Origin of the sequence: Oceanobacillus senegalensis, assembly GCF_900176885.1 — a bacterium.
In the GTDB taxonomy this organism is placed as follows: Bacteria; Bacillota; Bacilli; order Bacillales; family Amphibacillaceae; genus Oceanobacillus; species Oceanobacillus senegalensis.
Window position 1 is genome coordinate 4,130,522 of the sequence record NZ_LT839648.1, and the last position, 18,684, is coordinate 4,149,205.

Annotated in this window: 18 protein-coding genes and 1 riboswitch; of the genes, 12 read left to right on the top strand and 6 right to left on the bottom strand. The window is 36.8% G+C overall.

The window, feature by feature from the left end; genetic code table 11:
- Positions 1-403: 403 nt before the first annotated feature.
- The 5 genes from CAO17_RS19955 to CAO17_RS19975 all read right to left on the bottom strand — a co-directional run bounded on the left by CAO17_RS19955 (position 404) and on the right by CAO17_RS19975 (position 7,198).
- On the bottom strand, positions 404-670 hold the full coding sequence (locus CAO17_RS19955; RefSeq protein WP_085994219.1) for a phosphocarrier protein HPr: 267 nt from the start codon (positions 668-670) through the stop codon (positions 404-406).
- Between the two features lie 45 nt (positions 671-715).
- Positions 716-1,678 carry a mannose-6-phosphate isomerase, class I gene (gene manA / locus CAO17_RS19960; RefSeq protein WP_085994220.1) on the bottom strand — a complete coding sequence of 321 codons (963 nt, stop codon included), beginning with the start codon at positions 1,676-1,678 and terminating at the stop codon, positions 716-718.
- Positions 1,679-1,750: 72 nt separating this feature from the next.
- Positions 1,751-4,363 carry a mannosylglycerate hydrolase gene (mngB, locus tag CAO17_RS19965; RefSeq protein WP_218775588.1) on the bottom strand — a complete coding sequence of 871 codons (2,613 nt, stop codon included), beginning with the start codon at positions 4,361-4,363 and terminating at the stop codon, positions 1,751-1,753.
- A 34-nt stretch (positions 4,364-4,397) separates the two neighbouring features.
- Positions 4,398-6,329 carry a PTS 2-O-a-mannosyl-D-glycerate transporter subunit IIABC gene (gene mngA, locus CAO17_RS19970; RefSeq protein WP_085994221.1) on the bottom strand — a complete coding sequence of 644 codons (1,932 nt, stop codon included), beginning with the start codon at positions 6,327-6,329 and terminating at the stop codon, positions 4,398-4,400.
- 140 nt (positions 6,330-6,469) lie between these two features.
- The gene (locus tag CAO17_RS19975; RefSeq protein WP_085994222.1) at positions 6,470-7,198 is read right to left on the bottom strand and encodes a MurR/RpiR family transcriptional regulator; all 729 of its coding nucleotides are present in this window, start codon (positions 7,196-7,198) and stop codon (positions 6,470-6,472) included.
- 86 nt (positions 7,199-7,284) lie between these two features.
- Here CAO17_RS19975 and CAO17_RS19980 point away from each other — a divergent pair, with 86 nt between their 5' ends.
- The 8 genes from CAO17_RS19980 (at position 7,285) to CAO17_RS20010 (ending at position 13,962) form a co-directional block, all read left to right on the top strand.
- On the top strand, positions 7,285-8,415 hold the full coding sequence (locus CAO17_RS19980; RefSeq protein WP_085994223.1) for a glycerate kinase family protein: 1,131 nt from the start codon (positions 7,285-7,287) through the stop codon (positions 8,413-8,415).
- 227 nt (positions 8,416-8,642) lie between these two features.
- Entirely contained in the window at positions 8,643-8,780 is a 138-nt protein-coding gene (locus CAO17_RS21210; RefSeq protein WP_179152003.1) for a hypothetical protein, read from the top strand.
- A 56-nt stretch (positions 8,781-8,836) separates the two neighbouring features.
- Positions 8,837-9,367, top strand: coding sequence for a GNAT family N-acetyltransferase (locus CAO17_RS19985; RefSeq protein ID WP_245831883.1), 531 nt, complete (start codon positions 8,837-8,839; stop codon positions 9,365-9,367).
- A gap of 69 nt (positions 9,368-9,436) precedes the next feature.
- Positions 9,437-9,958, top strand: a complete 522-nt coding sequence (locus tag CAO17_RS19990) for a GrpB family protein (RefSeq protein WP_085994225.1) — start codon at positions 9,437-9,439, stop codon at positions 9,956-9,958.
- Between the two features lie 46 nt (positions 9,959-10,004).
- The gene (locus CAO17_RS19995) at positions 10,005-10,301 is read left to right on the top strand and encodes a hypothetical protein (RefSeq protein ID WP_085994226.1); all 297 of its coding nucleotides are present in this window, start codon (positions 10,005-10,007) and stop codon (positions 10,299-10,301) included.
- Positions 10,302-10,352: 51 nt separating this feature from the next.
- On the top strand, positions 10,353-10,784 hold the full coding sequence (locus CAO17_RS20000; protein ID WP_085994227.1) for a hypothetical protein: 432 nt from the start codon (positions 10,353-10,355) through the stop codon (positions 10,782-10,784).
- Between the two features lie 173 nt (positions 10,785-10,957).
- Positions 10,958-11,065: riboswitch (SAM riboswitch) on the top strand.
- Positions 11,066-11,244: 179 nt separating this feature from the next.
- Entirely contained in the window at positions 11,245-12,528 is a 1,284-nt protein-coding gene (locus tag CAO17_RS20005; protein ID WP_085994228.1) for an MFS transporter, read from the top strand.
- 51 nt (positions 12,529-12,579) lie between these two features.
- Complete coding sequence (locus CAO17_RS20010; RefSeq protein WP_085994229.1) at positions 12,580-13,962, top strand: LLM class flavin-dependent oxidoreductase; 1,383 nt, start codon at positions 12,580-12,582, stop codon at positions 13,960-13,962.
- A 361-nt stretch (positions 13,963-14,323) separates the two neighbouring features.
- On the opposite strand, the gene CAO17_RS20015 is transcribed toward CAO17_RS20010, so the two are convergent.
- Complete coding sequence (locus tag CAO17_RS20015; RefSeq protein ID WP_085994230.1) at positions 14,324-15,235, bottom strand: LysR family transcriptional regulator; 912 nt, start codon at positions 15,233-15,235, stop codon at positions 14,324-14,326.
- Positions 15,236-15,362: 127 nt separating this feature from the next.
- Between CAO17_RS20015 and CAO17_RS20020 the strand changes: the two genes are divergently transcribed.
- The 4 genes from CAO17_RS20020 (at position 15,363) to CAO17_RS20035 (ending at position 18,241) form a co-directional block, all read left to right on the top strand.
- Positions 15,363-15,911, top strand: a complete 549-nt coding sequence (locus tag CAO17_RS20020; RefSeq protein ID WP_085994231.1) for a flavodoxin family protein — start codon at positions 15,363-15,365, stop codon at positions 15,909-15,911.
- A 23-nt stretch (positions 15,912-15,934) separates the two neighbouring features.
- Positions 15,935-17,179, top strand: coding sequence for an MFS transporter (locus CAO17_RS20025; RefSeq protein WP_085994232.1), 1,245 nt, complete (start codon positions 15,935-15,937; stop codon positions 17,177-17,179).
- 544 nt (positions 17,180-17,723) lie between these two features.
- Entirely contained in the window at positions 17,724-17,975 is a 252-nt protein-coding gene (locus tag CAO17_RS20030) for a hypothetical protein (protein ID WP_143833791.1), read from the top strand.
- A 74-nt stretch (positions 17,976-18,049) separates the two neighbouring features.
- Positions 18,050-18,241, top strand: coding sequence for a hypothetical protein (locus CAO17_RS20035; RefSeq protein ID WP_085994234.1), 192 nt, complete (start codon positions 18,050-18,052; stop codon positions 18,239-18,241).
- The last annotated feature ends 443 nt before the right edge of the window (positions 18,242-18,684 follow it).

The window sequence follows — 18,684 nt, forward strand, 5'->3', positions numbered from 1 at the left end:
GTAACTTTTCGAGGGCGTAGTTGAATTTTAATGGATACCGGATCTGCTGGAACAATATGTAATGTCAACATATAAGTCGTTTTATGGAGTGGGTGGATTAGCGTGTAAAATACCTTTACAGAAGTCCTACCAACAAAACGCGGAAAACATAAATTTCGACATAAAAAAAGCCGAGTTTTCCTACATTCAGGAACCATCGGCTTTACTCTATTTCTATTGAATAAGGGGCGCAACGAATGTAAACATGCTATGTTCTTACAGGGGTAATCTGCATTGAACCATTCCACATCCATCGCTATGTTGTCAATTGTCTTCTTTTTAAAGGAAAGATTTGGTTCAATTAAGCGATAGGCACTAGCAATTGCAAATACCACTTGAAGCAGCTATCCTGTTTAGAGAAACATTATTCTGCCAAACCTTCCTTACTTATTGTTTTCTCAAGCGTACTTAATGCTTCTTGTTCATCTTTACCGTCTGCACTCATTTTTATTTGGGCGCCGTTTCCAATTCCTAGTGACATGACACCCATGATAGATTTTAAATTTACGGCTTTTCCTTTATATTCTAATTTGATTTCAGAATCAAATTGGCTTGCGGCATGTACTAAAGTGGTTGCAGGGCGCGCGTGTATACCTGATTCATCAATAACAGTAAACGTTTTTTCTATCATATTCATTTAGCTCCTTTATCATTTTTTCACTATTTAACTGTACGTTCATTCCGAAGTGTGTGAAATAATAAATTCAGCATTTCCTTTTAACTGAAAAGCCTTCATTCCATACGGCAATATAAAGTGCGTACCTTTTTGAATCGGGATTTTTTTCTCATCGACAATGATTTCTGCTTTACCTTCCACAACGCTTACTTGCAAAAAATCCTGACTCATTTCCATGGTCACTTGTCCATTTAATTGCCAATGATATACTGTGAAATATTCTTCTTCTACGAGTTCTTTTATTGTCATATCCTCCATTACTGACTCACTCCATTTGTTCACTGCTTCGGGGTGAGGAACAGTGGTGACTTGCTTCGACTTTTCCAAATGTAGTTCTCTTTTATTACCTAAAGCATCGGTTCGATCATAGTCGTACATGCGATATGTTATGTCAGAGCTTTGTTGTGTCTCCAAGATTACGATGCCTTTTCCAATGGCATGAATGGTACCGCTTGGAACATAAATAAAGTCACCAGCTTGAACTTTGATATGCTTCAATAAACACTCCCACTTCCCGTGGTCTATCATTTGCTCTAGCTCTTCTTGTGTTCGGGCATGATGTCCTAAAATAAGTTCGGCTCCTTCTTCGGCACGTAAGATGTACCAGCATTCAGATTTTCCGTAAGGTTGTCCTTCCACTTCACGAGCAAATGTGTCATTTGGATGTACTTGTACAGACAAATCATCCTGGGCATCTATCATTTTTACTAATAATGGATATTCTTTATCATTACCTTGAGGTTTATTAAATAGTTCTCCATGTTCCTCCCAGGCATCTGCTAAGGTTTTTCCGATTAATGGGCCATTTCGTATCATGCTCGGTCCATTAGAATGAGCTGAGATGACCCATGCTTCTCCCGTTTGTTCAAATGGAATATCATAGTTAAACTCTGTCCGTAATTTCTTTCCTCCCCAAATTCTTTCCTGAAACACAGGTTGTAAAAAAATTGGCTCTTTATACATCCACTCACCTCATCTACAAATCTTAAACAAAGCTGTTAATACCAAATGAGTCGGCATGAACAGCTCTGTTTCTTAAAACATCAATGTCTTTACCTGGTTTTTAGTAATGGACAGTTGAACCTTATTGTCATCTACAGGAACACTGTTTACTGGTCTTTCATTTAGATTCACTTCATCGGCATCTAATAATGTACCTTCTTTTATTTTATAGACTGCTTCACGATCATCTTTTTGTGCATTATATGCCCGTAGAATTAATTTCTCCTCTTTCTCCGCTTTTTTCAGCGTACTTAAAACAACATCACCACTTACTTCCTCTAATAAACTAAAGCTTTCTGGAGTTTCCAAACTAGAGTCATTTAACTTCATAGCATTATAAGGAATTTTATTATAGGTGTGAACAGGTGTTAAATATTCTTTTGCAATACGAGCGACGTTTGCATCTAATGTACTACCCTCATATGTCGTAATAGCAAAGTCAAGCTTTATATTCCCTATCATTTGTGAGTCCGGTGTAGGTAGCTTAATACCTGATGGGCGACCAGGTCTTCTAACTAATTCCTCTTTCCCGAGGACTCCAATACTACGGAACAATGTTATAGCAATGGTGTCATATTCTTCGCCAACTATTTCATATTCTCTTGTGCTATTTGTTAATACACTCATACCGTTTGATTCATTAGACAATCCGACATAGGAAAGCATGGGATAAATAGTATCTGGACGTTCGCTCCAGTTTTCTTCTTTCCACACATCTAAAGCATCGTCATACACATTACGTTTGATTGCACCAAATTGATTATCTGACACCGAGAAGGTAGACGCAATATTCGTTGGAATGAATGCACGCAGACGATGGTCTTTTGCCTGGTTATTCATTTCTGCTTTTACCTTTATTATTGGTTGGTGATTCGGAATAGAGATTTTCCAGTGAACTTCTACAAAGCTATTCACCTTTCCTGATTTACGACATTCTAAATCTCTAGGGACATCCAAGCTCACCTTTATATCTAGTTTTGCTTCATATTGATTTTGTACAACTTTCGACTCAGCTTTCACGTTCTTACTATCAATCAATGTCTCATTTAATAGTGGAGAATAATCATATTCGTCGCCATCATCCCCACCATTTTCTAATAGTAATACTTGATCAAATGTTTTTCCTAATCGTTTATCCACTATTTTTAACGTGCCATTTGTATTCACTTCAACTGTATAATAATCTGTTTCCACAGCGTCTTTTTCCATCCAGCTATGATCCATTTCATTCTGATCACCAACAATGAAGTAGGTTTTATATCCCATTGCAGGAATGGCATCTTTTAATTGAATCGTATACTGATAAAATGGGTCATAGTTTCCATAGTGAACGATTTGTCGATCAATCAATCCAGGGTCTATTTTTTCTTTTTCTGATACTTCAAATGGTACTACATTTCCTTGATCATCTTGTAATATAAAAGAATTCATCTTTGTAATGACAGTAGTAGTAATAACTTCATTACGCAGATATGGCAATAAGTTAAAGACAGTCAGTCTATCTTCCGTCCGTTCTGTTTGGATAGAGTCTGTTATTTTACGTTTATAAAATTCGATGAGTTGATCTGTTTTTTCCTCTGCAAGGTAGAATCGCTCCATAATTTCTCGGTGAACTTTGTCTGAACAGCAGCTACCAATACTATCGTGTGCATGATTTTTCATCATTTCTTTCCAAATCAATTCAATTAGTCCGTGATGGTACTCGAAACCAAGTCGATAAGCTATAGATGCTAGAGGCTCTAAGACATTCGTCAACTTATTTTCAATGCGAGCATTCGCTGCTTTGATATCCATACGGGTTGAGAAAATACTGCGATGTACACGCATATATTTTCCATCTAAAAATTCTCCTTGAATGGTAGGGAGTGCCTCATTCTTCTCTAACTCTTTAAATACATTTTCATATTTGCTTAAGAAAAATTTACGTTCTGGATAAAGCTTGTGGAGTTTCTCCATAATCTCATAAATATTTTTTTGTATGGGCATCTGATCATGTCCGTTCGGCACAATAATATGATCGGAAGTTGCTCCATGATCTAAGACAGAGAAGTATTTATCCATCCGTTTCTGCAGTGCTTCCTCATCCTCTGGCAAGTACTTACCAATCGCATAACCTAGAGGGAATAATTGAACTAATACTTTTGATCCGTCTTCTGTTTCCCAATAAAACTCAGTACGGTCTGTACCATGGCGTTCGGATGCTCCGCGCCAAAAGATAGAGTATTTAATATCGAAACCATTTAAAATTTGTGGCATTTGAGCGGATTGACCGAAAGAATCAGGGAGATAACCGATTTTCATCGGTGCTCCGAATTCTTCACTATCTTTTATTCCATATAGTAAGTTACGAACAATGGATTCTCCACCCACAACCATTTCATCTGTTTGGGTATACCATGGTCCAATAATTAACTTTCCAGCTTGAACTAGTTTTTTTACTCGTTCTTTGTTCTCTGGTTTTACAGCAAAGTAATCTTCAAGGATTGCTGTTTGTCCATCTAATACATAATAAGGATAATCTGGATTCGTTTCTAACATCGTTAGAATCTCTTCCATGTTGTTAACAAGTAAAATACGTGATTCTTCTGTTGAAAAATACCATTCACGGTCCCAATGCATATGTGGTACGATATGAACGTTTTTCATAATTTCCTCCATTCCTGACATCTACAGATTTTATCTATGATGCCAATTTGTTTTGTTTATTAAGTTTTTGTTTTCTTGTTGCAATCAGTAATAACATAGAAATGAATGCCCCGATTATTGCAGCACCTAACCAAATCCCTGCTGCTAGTACTATTGGTTGTCCATCAAGTAACGCTAAGGAGAATATTCCCGCACCTGGTACACTTAACCCAACTCCAAAATAGGCAACAATGGCGCCTGTTACAGCGGAACCAGCAATTAATGATGGAATTACGCGGATGGGGTCATTAATCATAAACGGAATAGCGCCTTCTGTTATTCCTGCTAATCCTAGTAACCATGTCTGTTTCCCAACTTCTTGTTCTTGTTTTGTAAAATATTGTTTTCCGACGATTGTTGCCCCAGTTACAGAGAATGCTGATACCATTTTTACAGAAGCAAAAGCTGCATAAGGAATGAAATTGCCACTGGCCATTGCTGCAATACAGAAAGCATATGCGGCTTTATTAACTGGGCCGCCTAGGTCAAAGGAAACGAATGCACCGATAATAGCACCAAGGATTAAAGCGTTTGCCCCTTGTAAGCCCTCTAACCAACTAATTAATGATTGATTCAACCAAGCAAGTGGTTCACCAATGATAAATAACATCATAATCCCAACAATTAGGGTTCCTACTACTGGGTATACCCAAAAGCTAACAAATCCTGCGAATGTACCTTTTGGTTTTACGATACTCTTCAAATATTTCAATACGTAACCAGCTAATAGACCACCAAGCATACCACCGAGGAATCCACTTCCAATCAGATTGGCAGCAAGTCCAGCAGCAAAACCAGGTCCTAATGCTGGTTTATCAGCGATGGAGTAGGCCATGTAAGCGGCTAATACTGGAACCATTAGTGTACCTAACAGTCCACCACCAAGTTGCCTTAACATCCATAACCATGACCCCTCCGTATCATAGACTTCTTGTAAATCAAATGCTTGAGCTATAAACACAGCAGCTGCTAATGTCATTCCACCTGCAATAATGATTGGAATCATATAGGAGATTCCGGTTAAAATAGAGTCTTTAACTTCCGTTTTAAAGGTCTTTTTAGTATGATCATCATTGGATGATTCCTCATTATTAGAAGGGGTATATTCTGTTTTTCCTTGTGTTTCTGATTTTTCAGCAGCCTCTTGCACTAAATCTTTTGCATTTCTTAGAGGTGCTGCAACGGATGTTTTCACCTTTGGTAAATGGGCAAAGCGTTCCTCATCTTTGATGGCAACATCGTTTGCATATATTACTGCATCAGCCTTACGTAATCTATCATTAGTATGTCGATCCTCTATACCATTGGCTCCCTGTTTTTCAACAAAGACCTTCATGCCGAGCTCTTCACCAGCTTTCGTTAAAGCTTCAGCAGCCATATACGTATGGGCTATTCCAGCAGGACAAGCCGTTACAGCTAAAATGGTTTTATCTTGTTTTTCAACAGTCGTTCTACTCTCTTGAATTTCCTCTACACCATCTAAACTGTTATATAGGTCCATGCTATCCTTTGCATGTAAAAGTCTTTCTTTATAAGAAGAATTAGATAGTCTCGTTACTAATTCCGCAAGTACCTCCAAGTGTGTATTTCCTGCTTCTGATTCAGGTATAGCGAGTAGAAATACAAGCTCTACTTTATTATTAGGATCCACGCTTTCCCAATCAGAAAGTGGCGTTCTCAAAGTACATACGGCAAAAGCAGCTTCTTTCACTGCCGTTGATTTACCATGAGGTATGGCTAAACCACCTTCAAACCCTGTAGGAGAAAGCTTTTCCCTATCTAATACTGCTTGATAAAATTCTTCTTCGGAATGTAGTTTCCCCGCTTCACTAAGTTGTTTTGTTAAATAGCGAATTATTTCTTGTTTGGAATTGAATTCGTTTTCAACACTTATTAAACTGGGTGAAGTAATCTCTCGAAGTTTCATTTTTAATCACCTTTCTTTTTGTAAGTGTTTACATTTCTTATCCTAAGAATATCAAAAAAAAAAATAAGAAGATGGATTCTTCTTATTTTTCAACTAGATTTATATTTTTATTGCATTGGAGTGTGTATTTTTATACAAATTTAATAATGATCCCAAAAATATTGAGATAATGCTTGTAAGACAATAATAGCAGGTGTATGATCCGTGGTGTTATATCCATTTACACTTCTGTACGGAGAATAACAATACAATCTCACATCAGCTAATCCTTGAAGGGTATTACGATTAAAATGTGTTAGGGAAATAATTGTTACGCCACGTTCTTTAGCAATACGAGCAATTTCTAGAACTAACTCTGTTTCACCGGTTAAACTAATAAGAAACAACACGTCTTGCTTTCCCATTTCATTAATTCGATGAAGTACTTCATGTCTGTGGGGGGAAAATTCTGATAGTTTACCTGATACTCGTAAATGACGAACCATCCTTTTGCATAAATCAGAGCTATCTCCTACTGCAAAAAATAATACATGTTTGGAATCTTTCAGCAACTTAAAGGAGGTCTGAATCATTTTATGATCCAATAGTTCAAATGTTTTTTGTATATGATGGTAAGCAGTGTTATCAACCTTATGATGCTTTTCTTCTAATTCACCTTTTAAACTGTTTTTTAAATGAGAAAAGCCATCATATCCTAGTTTTTTAGAAAGTCTCATTATCGTATTTGGGACGGTAAACAGTTCACTGGCAATTTGCTGAATAGTTAAATGAATCACATCTTGTTTATGTTCCATCAGGTATTCAATAATTTGATCATCTGTATCGTTTAATTTATATTCATATTTTTGGACGCGTTCTTCAAATAACATACCTGTCACCTCAAACCGATTATACCATTTATATAAAAGCTAGTAATAACTTAATATTAAATTTCTTATATAGGAGAAGTGAAAGCATGAATGTTTTAGTGGCAATGGATTCTCTAAAAGGGAGTATCTCATCCAAGGAAGCAAATTTGGCTATTAAACAAGGACTACAAAATGCCGGCTCATTTTCTGTACGAACCATCCCAATAGCAGATGGTGGGGAAGGCACGGTAGAAGCATTAGTGGAAGCAACAAACGGACAGTACTTTAATAAAATGGTGACCGGACCATTGGGAGACCCAGTTAAAGCACGCTATGGAATCTTAGGGAATGAGCATGTCGCAGTAATCGAGATTGCTGAAGCCTGTGGTTTACCCTTATTAGTAAATTCGGAAAAAAATCCTTTAGGTGCCACTTCGTATGGCGTAGGAGAACTCATTCTTGATGCGATTGAAAATGGCTGTAACCAATTTATTGTTGGGCTTGGTGGAAGCGCTACAACCGATGCAGGACTTGGTATGTTGCAAGCATTAGGCTATCAGTTTTTTAATGACGATGGTGGTTTAGTAAATGAACATGGTGGAGCCGCACTTACTACTATTCACCATATAGATGATTCTAATGTTCCAGACCAGGTGAGAGAATGTCATTTTCAAGTGGCATGTGATGTAACCAATCCACTATATGGAGAAAATGGCGCTGCTTATATATTCGGGCCGCAAAAGGGAGCAAATGAAAACGAAATGATCCAGTTAGACGATGGGCTTCGTCACTTTGCATCCGTTGTTTCCCAACAATTCGATTGTCCATTACAAATGATTGAAGGAGCTGGTGCTGCTGGTGGACTTGGTGCAGCATTTTCCAGTTTTTTAAAAGGTAAACTTGTTCCAGGTGTAACATTAATCCTACAGACAATCGGATTGGAAGAAACGTTAAGAGAAGTAGACTTTGTTATAACTGGCGAAGGGAAACTCGATCACCAAACTTCCATGGGTAAAGCACCGGCAGGTATAGCAGCTATTGCTAAAAGCCACAATATACCGGTCATTACCTTAGCAGGGGATATATCCAGTGCATTACCCCAGAGTGGAATGAACGCATTCTTCACGATTGTCCCTGGCCCAATGACATTGGAACAAGCAATGAATACAGAAATAGCAAGAAAAAACCTAGAGCGAACAGCGGAACAAATTGGAAGAACGGTAAGGATGTTTAGTTAGGTTCTGTTCTTTCTTAACATTTTTAGCCATGAAGTCTCCATCTTCAAGTGTGTGAAGGGATAACCCAACGGTAAGGTGGAGATGAATTGGTTTTCGGTCAAGTACGTTTTTGGACGTGCTTGACCCAACGTATATATATTCATTAAATGCTACTCCATTTTCACTCCTGATATCGGGGATGCTATTGCTAAAACACGAAAAATATCTATGTTTTCATGAGGGCACCTTTGTTTGAGTATTACTATAAAAAAATGGTGCCAGGCATTCCAGGTGCGCCGATTCATGAACTTCTTACCATCATGCTTGTTAAAATCCTACCATCGTTGATTATAGTTGAAGCAAAAGGGATGACAAATAATTTATAGAATAATCTAGTAAGATATAAAATAGTATCATCCCATAAATGATAGGAGAGATAGATTTGTCGGTAGCTGATAATGACGTCAACATTCATATACGAACAGGTCAGTTAGATGATGCCCAAGCCATTTTAGATATTCAAAGATACGTTATAATGGAAAATAAATTCTTGATTTCAGTTCCAGATGAGTTTGATAGGACATTAGAACAACAAAAAAAGTGGATGCGGAATGTTTTAGAGAATAAAAGAGAAACCATTATGATAGCTGAGAAAGACGACGAAGTGATTGGATGGTTAGTATTCGAATCACCCAATCGAAAAAGGTTATCACATACTGGTTCATTTGAAATGATGATACATAAAGATGTTAGGGGGAAAGGAATCGGTAAAATGCTTATAATGGAATTATTAAATTGGGCAGAAAAGAACCCCTTCATCGAAAAGGTTAGTTTGGGCGTTTTCTCAACAAATAAAAGAGCAATATCTCTATACAAAAGGATGGGATTTATAGAAGAAGGACGAAAATACAATGAAATTAAGTTAAGTGAACATGAATATGCTGATGACATTCTTATGTATAAATATGTTTGATTCCTCTTCAAGTGGCGTTCCACAACAAGGGTAATTATAGCAAACTAGTATAAAAAAGGGGATGGTACTTTGAGAAAGGTTGAAGTGCGTTCTTATAATGAAAAATGGCCTTTGTTGTTTGTCGAAGAACGTGAAAAACTTAAACTCCTATTTGGAAACGAAATCATAGATATTCATCATATTGGCAGTACATCCGTTCCGGGGCTAAAAGCTAAACCAATCATAGACATGATGCCTGTCGTAAAAGACATTGACCTCGTAGATCAATACAATCAAGAGATGCAGGCCATTGGATATGAACCTCAAGGTGAGAATGGAATACCTGGACGAAGATACTTTCAAAAAGGTGGAGACAATCGCTCCCATCACGTTCATATTTATCAGGTTGGAAGTTATGATATAGAACGACATTTGGCTTTTCGAGATTACTTGCATAGACATCCAGATGTAAAGAAGAGCTATGGTGACTTAAAAGAAAGGTTGGCACAACAATTTCCATATGATATCGCATCCTACATAAATGGTAAAGAACGTCTTGTTCAAGAAATAGAAGAAAAAGCATTGGACTGGTATAAAAAATTAGAAATGTAAATCTAAAGTGAAGTTTCATGGATATCTAGATTAGGAGATGTGTAAAATGGATAAATTCACGAAATGGATTATTTCTTCATTTCTATTGGTGATTGTAGGGCTAGTCGCAGTATTTTTCGTGGAAGATATTGCAAGGGTAACTGGTGAAATGAATCGAAGCATATGGTTAGTTAGTATTCTCACTATATTCCTTTTCATTCTATCCTCGTTATGCAGTATGGTTAAAGCTAATTCAAATAGAATCAAAAGGGAATTAGTTATCTCCGCATGTGTTGCCATCGTTCCTTTATCAGCCTTTGTAATGAATGGGTTAATTTTAACCGTTTATTTTATAGGAAAATAATGTGGTTATTGTGAGCAGTATAATTTAAGAATAGATTAAGGTGGGTAACATATGAAAAAAAGTATAGTTATTTTATTAACCGTATTTATTTTGTTAACTGGGTGTTCACATACAGACGAAGAAAAAAATGGACAAAGAATAACAGATAGTGTCATTTCAATCGGGGCTGTTGAATCTGAATCGTCAAATTTTGACAAACAAAAATTGACGTTTGAAATAACAATTGAAAATGCAGACGATGTTCGTATTGTTGATTCTGTTCATGTTATTCCATCCATGAATGTAAAAGATAGAGTTATAGAGACAAAAAAACAAGGTATAACTTATAATCAAGATACAATTGAAATGAACGGAGAAATTATCTTTGATTCAAGGGGGCTTACAAAGGAGGAAATGACAAACTTTGAGCCTTACATTAAAGGATTACAATTTATTGGGGATAATAACAAAGAGTATCTCTTAGTTAATAATTTGGATGGATAAAAGGATGTTGACTATAATTTCTATTAATGTAACCGGTGTGTTCCTATAATATAAAGGAACCGATAGAAAGATCAAAAGGATTTCAACCGTATTTCTGATTAAAGTAATCGGTATTATAAGAAAAACTATTGACAACCTAACTATTTGGAACTAAACTATTATACAATTAAATATTCTTATTAAGAGAAGTGAAGGGATCTGGCCCGTTGAAGCTTCAGCAACCTCTGGCAAATGTCAGAAAGGTGCTAAATCCAGCAAGTATTATTCTTGAGAGATAAGAGTTGAACAAACGCACAAACCCCACCTTTCTCAGGGATGATACTGGAAAGGGGGGTTTTTTTATAGAAAGAAAATAGTATGAAGGATTTTTATTACCAGTAAGTACCTTTCTAAGACTTTTACCATCCAAGATGTACATAACAAATCATTGCCAAAGCCGATTTACGAAAGGAGGTATCGGATGAAAACAGGAAAATTACATTTGGATTCTGTATTATTTGGATTTCCAGTTCGTCTCATCCTTGGATTTGTTGCTATCCTCATTTTTATGGCTGGGGATGGTGTGGAACAGGCTTTTCTTTCTAAATACATTGTGGATTTAGGTTTTACGCTAGATGAATCCGCGCTTGTATTTAGTATCTATGGTATCACCCTTGCAATAGGTTCCTGGTTAGCCGGGGTACTTGCCGAGGTATGGGGGCCGAGGCGGGGAATGTTGCTTGGTTTAGTCGTTTGGGTCATTTTTGAAATTGGTTTTTTATCACTGGGAATCGCACAGGAAAATTATTTCATGATACTTCTTATGTATGGTATCCGAGGATTTGGTTACCCACTATTTGCTTTTTCTTTCATTGTTTGGGTTGCTTACATTACGGAAGAGAAGAGGCTCGCAACGGCAATGGGGTGCTTCTTCTTTATGTTTACCGGGGGTATCGGATTTCTAGGTTCTTTTTATCCAAGCGTCATGCTACCTATTTTAGGATATGTCGGAACACTTTGGAGTTCACTAATTTGGATCATTTTAGGTGGATTGCTAGGTATTCTCGTTGTCAATGACAAAGATAGAAATGGTAACCTAATTGCTGAAAAAAAGGAAAAGACCAATCTATCTAATCTTACCAAGGGAATCACCATCCTATGGGAGAACCCTAAAGTTGCCATTGGTGGTATTTTGCGAACCATTAATACTTCCGCATGGTTTGGATATGTTGTTATTTTGCCCGTATTCTTTACAAGTACATTGCATTTCGACACAACCGAATGGCTTCTCATTTGGACGATTTGTTCCCTTAGCAACATGCTGTTTAACGTGATATGGGGCATGATTGGGGATAAGATTGGTTGGATGTTTGTTATTAGGTGGTTTGGCTGTATTGGTTCTGCTATTACATCGGTCCTATTTTATTATGTTCCACTAGCATTTGGAAATAACTTCTTTGTAGCAGTATGTATCGCGATTTTATTTGGAGCAGCCATAGCCGGTTTCACGCCTTTATCTGCCATCATGCCAGCTTTGGCTCCAGCCAATAAAGGCGCAGCCATGTCTATTTTAAATTTAGGTGCGGGACTGAGTTCCTTTGTTGGCCCAGCCATCGTTGGAGTTGTAGGTTCTGCATATGGAATTCAAGGGGTTGCTTGGGCATTTGGAATTGTCTATGCAGCAAGTTTTGCCCTAACCCCGTTTATTCAAACAGATTCTAAAAAGAAAGAAGACGCTACGGAGAAAACAGTCATTGCACAATAACGAATGATAACAAAAGTATTTTAAAGTTAAAACAATATTGGGGGAGTTTACATGACAAAGCAACGAATTTATTTAAATGCATTTGAAATCAACAGTGCAGGACATCAATCACCTGGGCTTTGGACACATCCGGACGATCAATCGCACCGTTATAAAGATATGGATTACTGGACAGAACTCGCACAGGTCTTGGAGCGCGGTCGCTTTGATGGTGTTTTTCTTGCAGATGTCTTGGGGACCTATGATGTATATCAAAATTCTCGAGATGCGGCTGTGACCCAAGGCGCACAAGTTCCAATAAATGATCCTACCTATGTTATCCCACTCATGGCAAATGTGACCAAGCATCTTGGTTTTGGGGTAACGGCATCAACAAGTTATGAACATCCATACAGTTTTGCACGACGCATGTCTACCCTTGATCATTTGACTAAAGGACGTGTGGGTTGGAATGTTGTCACTTCCTTTTTGAATAGTGCTGCAATTAATTTAGGCTTAGACAAAGAAGTAAGTCATGATAAACGCTATGAAATGGCAGAAGAATACATGGAGGTTTGTTATAAGCTATGGGAAGGAAGCTGGGAAAATGATGCTGTCGTACGAGATGAGGAGAGGAAACTGTATACCGATCCAGCCAAAGTCCATGACATTGGACATCATGGCAAATATTATCACGTTCCAGGAGCACATCTAAGTGAGCCTTCCCCACAGCGAACACCTGTTATTTATCAGGCGGGCGCCTCTTCTCGTGGTCGTGCTTTTGCCGCAAAACATGCGGAATGTGTATTCATCAGTGTACCAACCATAACGGTTGCTAAACATTATGTGGATAACATCCGTAACGAAGCAGTGAAAATAGGTAGAGACCCGAATGAAATTAAAATCTTTTGCCTATTTACGCCAATCGTTGGAAAAACACAAACAGAGGCAGAAGAAAAGTATTTGGATTATCAAAAACATGGTAGCTATGATGGAGCACTTGCTTTATTTGGCGGTTGGACTGGTATCGACTTTTCCGGATATGATCCAGATGAAAAGTTACGGTACATTCGAAATGACGCTATCCAATCAGCTATTGAAACATTTACAAAAATAGACCCAAACAAACAATGGACTGTAGATGAAATTGCCAAATTTATAGGTGTTGGCGGAATTGGTCCGGTAGCTGTTGGAACCCCTGAAAGAATTGCAGACACAATGGAACAATGGGTAAATGAAGCTGGAGTCGATGGATTTAATATCACATACGCCGTAACACCAGGTACGTTTGAAGAATTTGTTGATCAAGTAGTCCCAGTCCTACAGGAACGAGGATTAGTCCAAAAAGAATACGAGGGCAATACCATGCGCGCAAACCTTACCGGGCAAGATCAATTACCTGACCATCATCCAGGGAAAAGCTATCGAATTGGTGTTTCCGAAACAGTGGGATAGAAATAATTGGGGTATGTAGATATCAAGCTAACAAAAGATAGAGGAAATTATCTTTTGTTAGCTTTTTTTTATAACTCTTTCAAATATACTTTTGCATGCCAGGGGTTTTTACTGTGTAAAATTACAGCTACCCATATTAATATGGACAAGAAACGGGCATTAACATCCCTCTATTTACTGTCTCTAAGAATACAAGGATTCCATTTATCAAACTATAAATCACCTAACACTACAACTTACCCGTTTGTTGCCTTCATACCATATTCACAATTTAACTTTAGATGGCAAGGATTAGGAGTTCAAACCATTCTTTCACTTTTTAATCAGTCTACCTAATGGGGAGCATACCAGAACATTGGTGTCATCCTTTTGTGATTTCCTCTGATTCATTAAACGTTCTTCGAGTTAACGCAATAAAAGACTGCAAAGGAATGGTCATTAGTTTATCTTTATGCCAAGCAATTTGCGTGAAAAAAGGAGGAATAGAGTGATTCCAATGAAGTTCTCTCATTCTTCCATCCTTTATATCTCGATCTACTACCATGGCTGGCAGGAGGGCTATTCCAAGTTCAGCCATTACACATTGTTTAATGGCTTCTATACTAACAAACTCAAATTTATTCGTTGGAGAAATAGTAGCCTCTCTGAAAGTATTCACTAAAATGGAACGATACGAGCACCCTTTTTCGGTAAGTAGAAGGGTCTCACGCTCCAAGTCTTTTATAGTTATGTTAGATTTTTTTGCTAAATGGTGGGAAGGAGAAGCTACCAGTCTCATTTCATCCTGAATAAGTTTTTCCGTTATTAATGAATCGGTTGGTTTAGGTACATCCATTATAAAAGCTAAATCTAGATTACCATGCAGTAACTCTTCTTTCGCTATCTCATCAGAATGGGCGGGTTTGAAAACTAGTTTTACATTTGGAAACTGATTTTTAAATTCTTTTAGAATAGGAGGAAGACGATACGTACATTGACTTTCTTGGGCACCAATGACAAGGGTACCTGAAGGCTCCGTCATTCCGCTAGTAACTATTTTTGCCTCTTCTGAAAGGGAAACCATTCTGTCTGCATATTTCTTAAACGCCTTACCAGCTTCTGTTAAATATAATTTCTTCCCTAATCGCTCAAATAACTGCGTCTCAAGCTCCATTTCAAGAGATTTAATCTGTGCCGTTACGCTAGATTGAGCATAATCAAGAATCTTAGCTGTTTGTGTGAAGTTTAAATTTTCTGCCGCGGTTTTAAAAGTCATTAATTGTTTTATATCCAAACTATTAACCTACCTTAATCGGATTTTTTGATTGATGAAATCGAAATAATCATCTTTATTAATGAATGAAACCATTATAAGATGAGTGAAACCAAACATCAAATCATAACAAAGGAGACTTGTAATCATGACGATTGGCGTTATTTATGGAGGAACCCGAGCAAACGGGAATACAGAAATTTTAACAGAAAAGGTAATTCATGACATGCCAGTAGAGAGGATATATTTGTCTGAATTTGAAGTAAAACCGATTGCAGATCAGCGACATGTTTTAGGAGGTTTTCAGGATGTTAACGACGATTATAACTCCATCATTGACCTTATCCTTCCATATGATATTTTGATATTTTCAACACCTATCTATTGGTTTAGTATGTCTGGAACCATGAAGCTATTTATTGATCGTTGGTCACAGACCTTGAAGGATCATAGATATCCCGATTTTAAGGATGGAATGTCTTCTAAAACTGCGTATGTCGTTGCCGTTGGAGGTGACGAACCATTTTTGAAGGGAATTCCTTTGATTCAACAATTTCAATATATCTTTGAATTTATTGGAATAACCTTTGGTGGTTATGTTCTTGGTACTGGAAATAAACCGAATGAGATTCTTCAAGATGACCGAGCATTAGCGATTGCCAGTCAAATGCGAAAAACGTTAAAAATACACAGCTAACATACAGTTAGGGGGTGAACAGAATGATTTTTAACATGTTAAGAATTAGGAATTTCCGCTTTTTTTTCCTTTCTGAAATCATTTATGCGTTTGGAGTAGGAATGAGTACAGTTGGTGCAAATTGGTATTTAATGGATCAAACGAATTCTACGACAGCAGTTGGGGGTATGCTTGCATTAAATGTTATTGCAGGTTTTATGATTTCGCCACTTATTGGGACATTAACAGATCGGTTAAATCGAAAAACAATTATCATTTGGACCTATTTCATTCAGGCCCTACTCATATTGGGGGTTGCAGGTTTATTTATCTTTGACGAATTTAAAATTGGATATCTTTATCTTTTTTCGATGGTGAATGGAATGGGTTGGACGACCTATATGTCGACATCAAGGAGCCTTCTACAAGAAATTTTATCTGAAAAGGAAATGATTACTGGGAATTCCTTAGTTGAAATATGTTTGCAAGTTGGTATGTTTACTGCAGGTGGACTTTCAGGTGCTTTCTATCAAGTTGCAGGGTTTGAATTTATTCTAATCTCCAATTCTATAGCATTTATTTTTAGTGGTTTGTTACTATCTCGAGTTAAACATCAATCGGTTATGAAAGATAATAATGATGAGACCTATCTTGCTAGTTTCACGAGTGGGATGAAGTATTTATTAACGAGGATGAATGTTTTTTTTATTGGTATGGTTGCTATCATTCCGTTGGTTGCTACCATGATGTATAATGTTGTACTTCCTGAATATGTCAATGACAGTGTAAATGGTAGTTCGATTGATTTTGGGGTATCCGATATGTTTTATGGAATCGGGGGGTTTTTATCTGGTATGCTTGCAGAACCTTTTGCTAAGAAATTTTCAAGGAACAGAAGTGTCACTATTTTATTTCTTGTATCCATCAGTTTCTTGTTTGCATTGTCACTAAATACATACATCCTATTTCTGTTTTTAGGAAGTCTTATGTTTGGTTTATGTAATTCATCATTACGAATATTAATGAACACCACAATCATGGAGACCGTACCTAAGTCATACATGGGGAGAGCAATGTCCGTTTGGACGGCGATAGCACTCATGTTACAAGCAATGATTTCTCCAGGGTTAGGCGTTTTAATCGATAGTTATTCTCCTGGTTTGGGCTTTCTCGTTCTGAGTGGATTAATGTTAGTAGGGGTTATTTTACATCTCATAGTTATGTACATGAGATCCAATAGATATAAAAACGAAAATAGCCATACGATAAAGCAAACTATTAATGATTAAAGGAGTCCGTCAAGATGTAGGATTAAGGCAGTTAGCAAAAAAGTTAAATATCCTTGAAGACCTTTTTGTGTTCATCAATCATTCGTAAACGGGCACCTATCTAGAATGAGATAGCTGTCTAAACTTTTAAATAATCATTGAACCGGATTACTTGTTTTGAAATAATAGGTACGAAGCAATAGGTGCAGGTTAATGGAGTAAAGTCACGAAATAAGGGGACTGAGTATATGAAGAAATTCTTTACGGTTTTATCTGGCCTTTTAATTATTTATTTGGAATAAGTTTGTTTACACCTATCCTTCTAAATGCTTTGGGTGTCATAAGTGCTTTTTTTAGTGTAAAAGGAACGACACGAAAAATTCTAGTTTCACTAAATTCATTGATGATTATTTGCTTTGGAGTTCTTTCTTTCGTCGCTATATTCGGATTTCAGGAACCTTAAACATAATCATTGATAGTTATTGTATAAACTGGTGCATATCCTGAATAATGGATAGTACCATTTTTTTATAGTATAGGTTTGTTTCATCGAAAAAGGGGGAGTTTGGTGGAGTCTAATAAAAATCACAAAAAGGGAAATAAAACATCTGACTCGATATTAATGGCATTAGTAATAATATTATTGATAAAAATTACAATTGAACAATTTGCCTTTGACCCGTTACCAACAATAGCAGATAATATCTTTTGGGTTATAATTTCTGTTATATTTATAATCACTTTTTATATAAAGAAAAGCTACATATATCTTGCCATTATGCTTGTCATTCTATTAGTAGGTTTATTCAATCTTTAGTAAAAAAATGTGAAAAGATATACTTAAATAAAATAGTGCTTTACTTGAATAGGCAGGGGGAGGAGTAGATAAGATTGATAATTTTTGCAGAGGTTATACGTACTATTTCTATTGTAATACTTGTTTTTAGTTCTGCTTTCTATTTACGGCATTTGGAAAAGACTAAAAATAAACTTTCAATCTTTGAACGTACCATGTACATCATCATACAAATCGCATATATTTTATTTGCAATCAGTTTATTGATTTTCGTATTTAATGATTGATTAAGATTCGTGATGTTAATAGAGTGGAACAAGTCTTGGAGAATGCTTGTTAGGTAACGTTTCAATTCATTACCATATGGAAAGATAGGAAAGGATTTGAAGTGGTAATGATTTATCTTTTAAAAAACTTCTGTATCAACCCCTTTAGGAAGCCGGTTTGTACCTATGCATGATGAACCATTTGGAAATTCCCTCCATGCTTACCTTCTTTTTCCTATACGCTATACGTGTTATTAGCTTTTGCACCAATTCTGGCCCGTTCACCTTGTCATTTGTTTGGTTCTAACCTATGGAAAACAACTTTATGTATAGCAGACCAATTATAAAAAATAGGAAAGACCTACCTAATGATGGGTTAGAAATGTCTGAGATATGGCGCGGATGAGGAATTATAAAAAAGGTTGGAATTAGGACAACCAGCTATTTCATAATATGAAAAGGGA

Excerpts from the sequence above, each read along its gene's own strand:
- CAO17_RS19955 (WP_085994219.1), bottom strand. The coding sequence starts at position 670 with ATGATAGAAAAAACGTTTACTGTTATTGATGAATCAGGTATACACGCG.
- manA (WP_085994220.1), bottom strand. The coding sequence starts at position 1,678 with ATGTATAAAGAGCCAATTTTTTTACAACCTGTGTTTCAGGAAAGAATT.
- mngB (WP_218775588.1), bottom strand. The coding sequence starts at position 4,363 with ATGAAAAACGTTCATATCGTACCACATATGCATTGGGACCGTGAATGG.
- mngA (WP_085994221.1), bottom strand. The coding sequence starts at position 6,329 with ATGAAACTTCGAGAGATTACTTCACCCAGTTTAATAAGTGTTGAAAAC.
- CAO17_RS19975 (WP_085994222.1), bottom strand. The coding sequence starts at position 7,198 with ATGTTATTTGAAGAACGCGTCCAAAAATATGAATATAAATTAAACGAT.
- CAO17_RS19980 (WP_085994223.1), top strand. The coding sequence starts at position 7,285 with ATGAATGTTTTAGTGGCAATGGATTCTCTAAAAGGGAGTATCTCATCC.
- CAO17_RS19995 (WP_085994226.1), top strand. The coding sequence starts at position 10,005 with ATGGATAAATTCACGAAATGGATTATTTCTTCATTTCTATTGGTGATT.
- CAO17_RS20000 (WP_085994227.1), top strand. The coding sequence starts at position 10,353 with ATGAAAAAAAGTATAGTTATTTTATTAACCGTATTTATTTTGTTAACT.
- CAO17_RS20005 (WP_085994228.1), top strand. The coding sequence starts at position 11,245 with ATGAAAACAGGAAAATTACATTTGGATTCTGTATTATTTGGATTTCCA.
- CAO17_RS20010 (WP_085994229.1), top strand. The coding sequence starts at position 12,580 with ATGACAAAGCAACGAATTTATTTAAATGCATTTGAAATCAACAGTGCA.
- CAO17_RS20020 (WP_085994231.1), top strand. The coding sequence starts at position 15,363 with ATGACGATTGGCGTTATTTATGGAGGAACCCGAGCAAACGGGAATACA.
- CAO17_RS20025 (WP_085994232.1), top strand. The coding sequence starts at position 15,935 with ATGATTTTTAACATGTTAAGAATTAGGAATTTCCGCTTTTTTTTCCTT.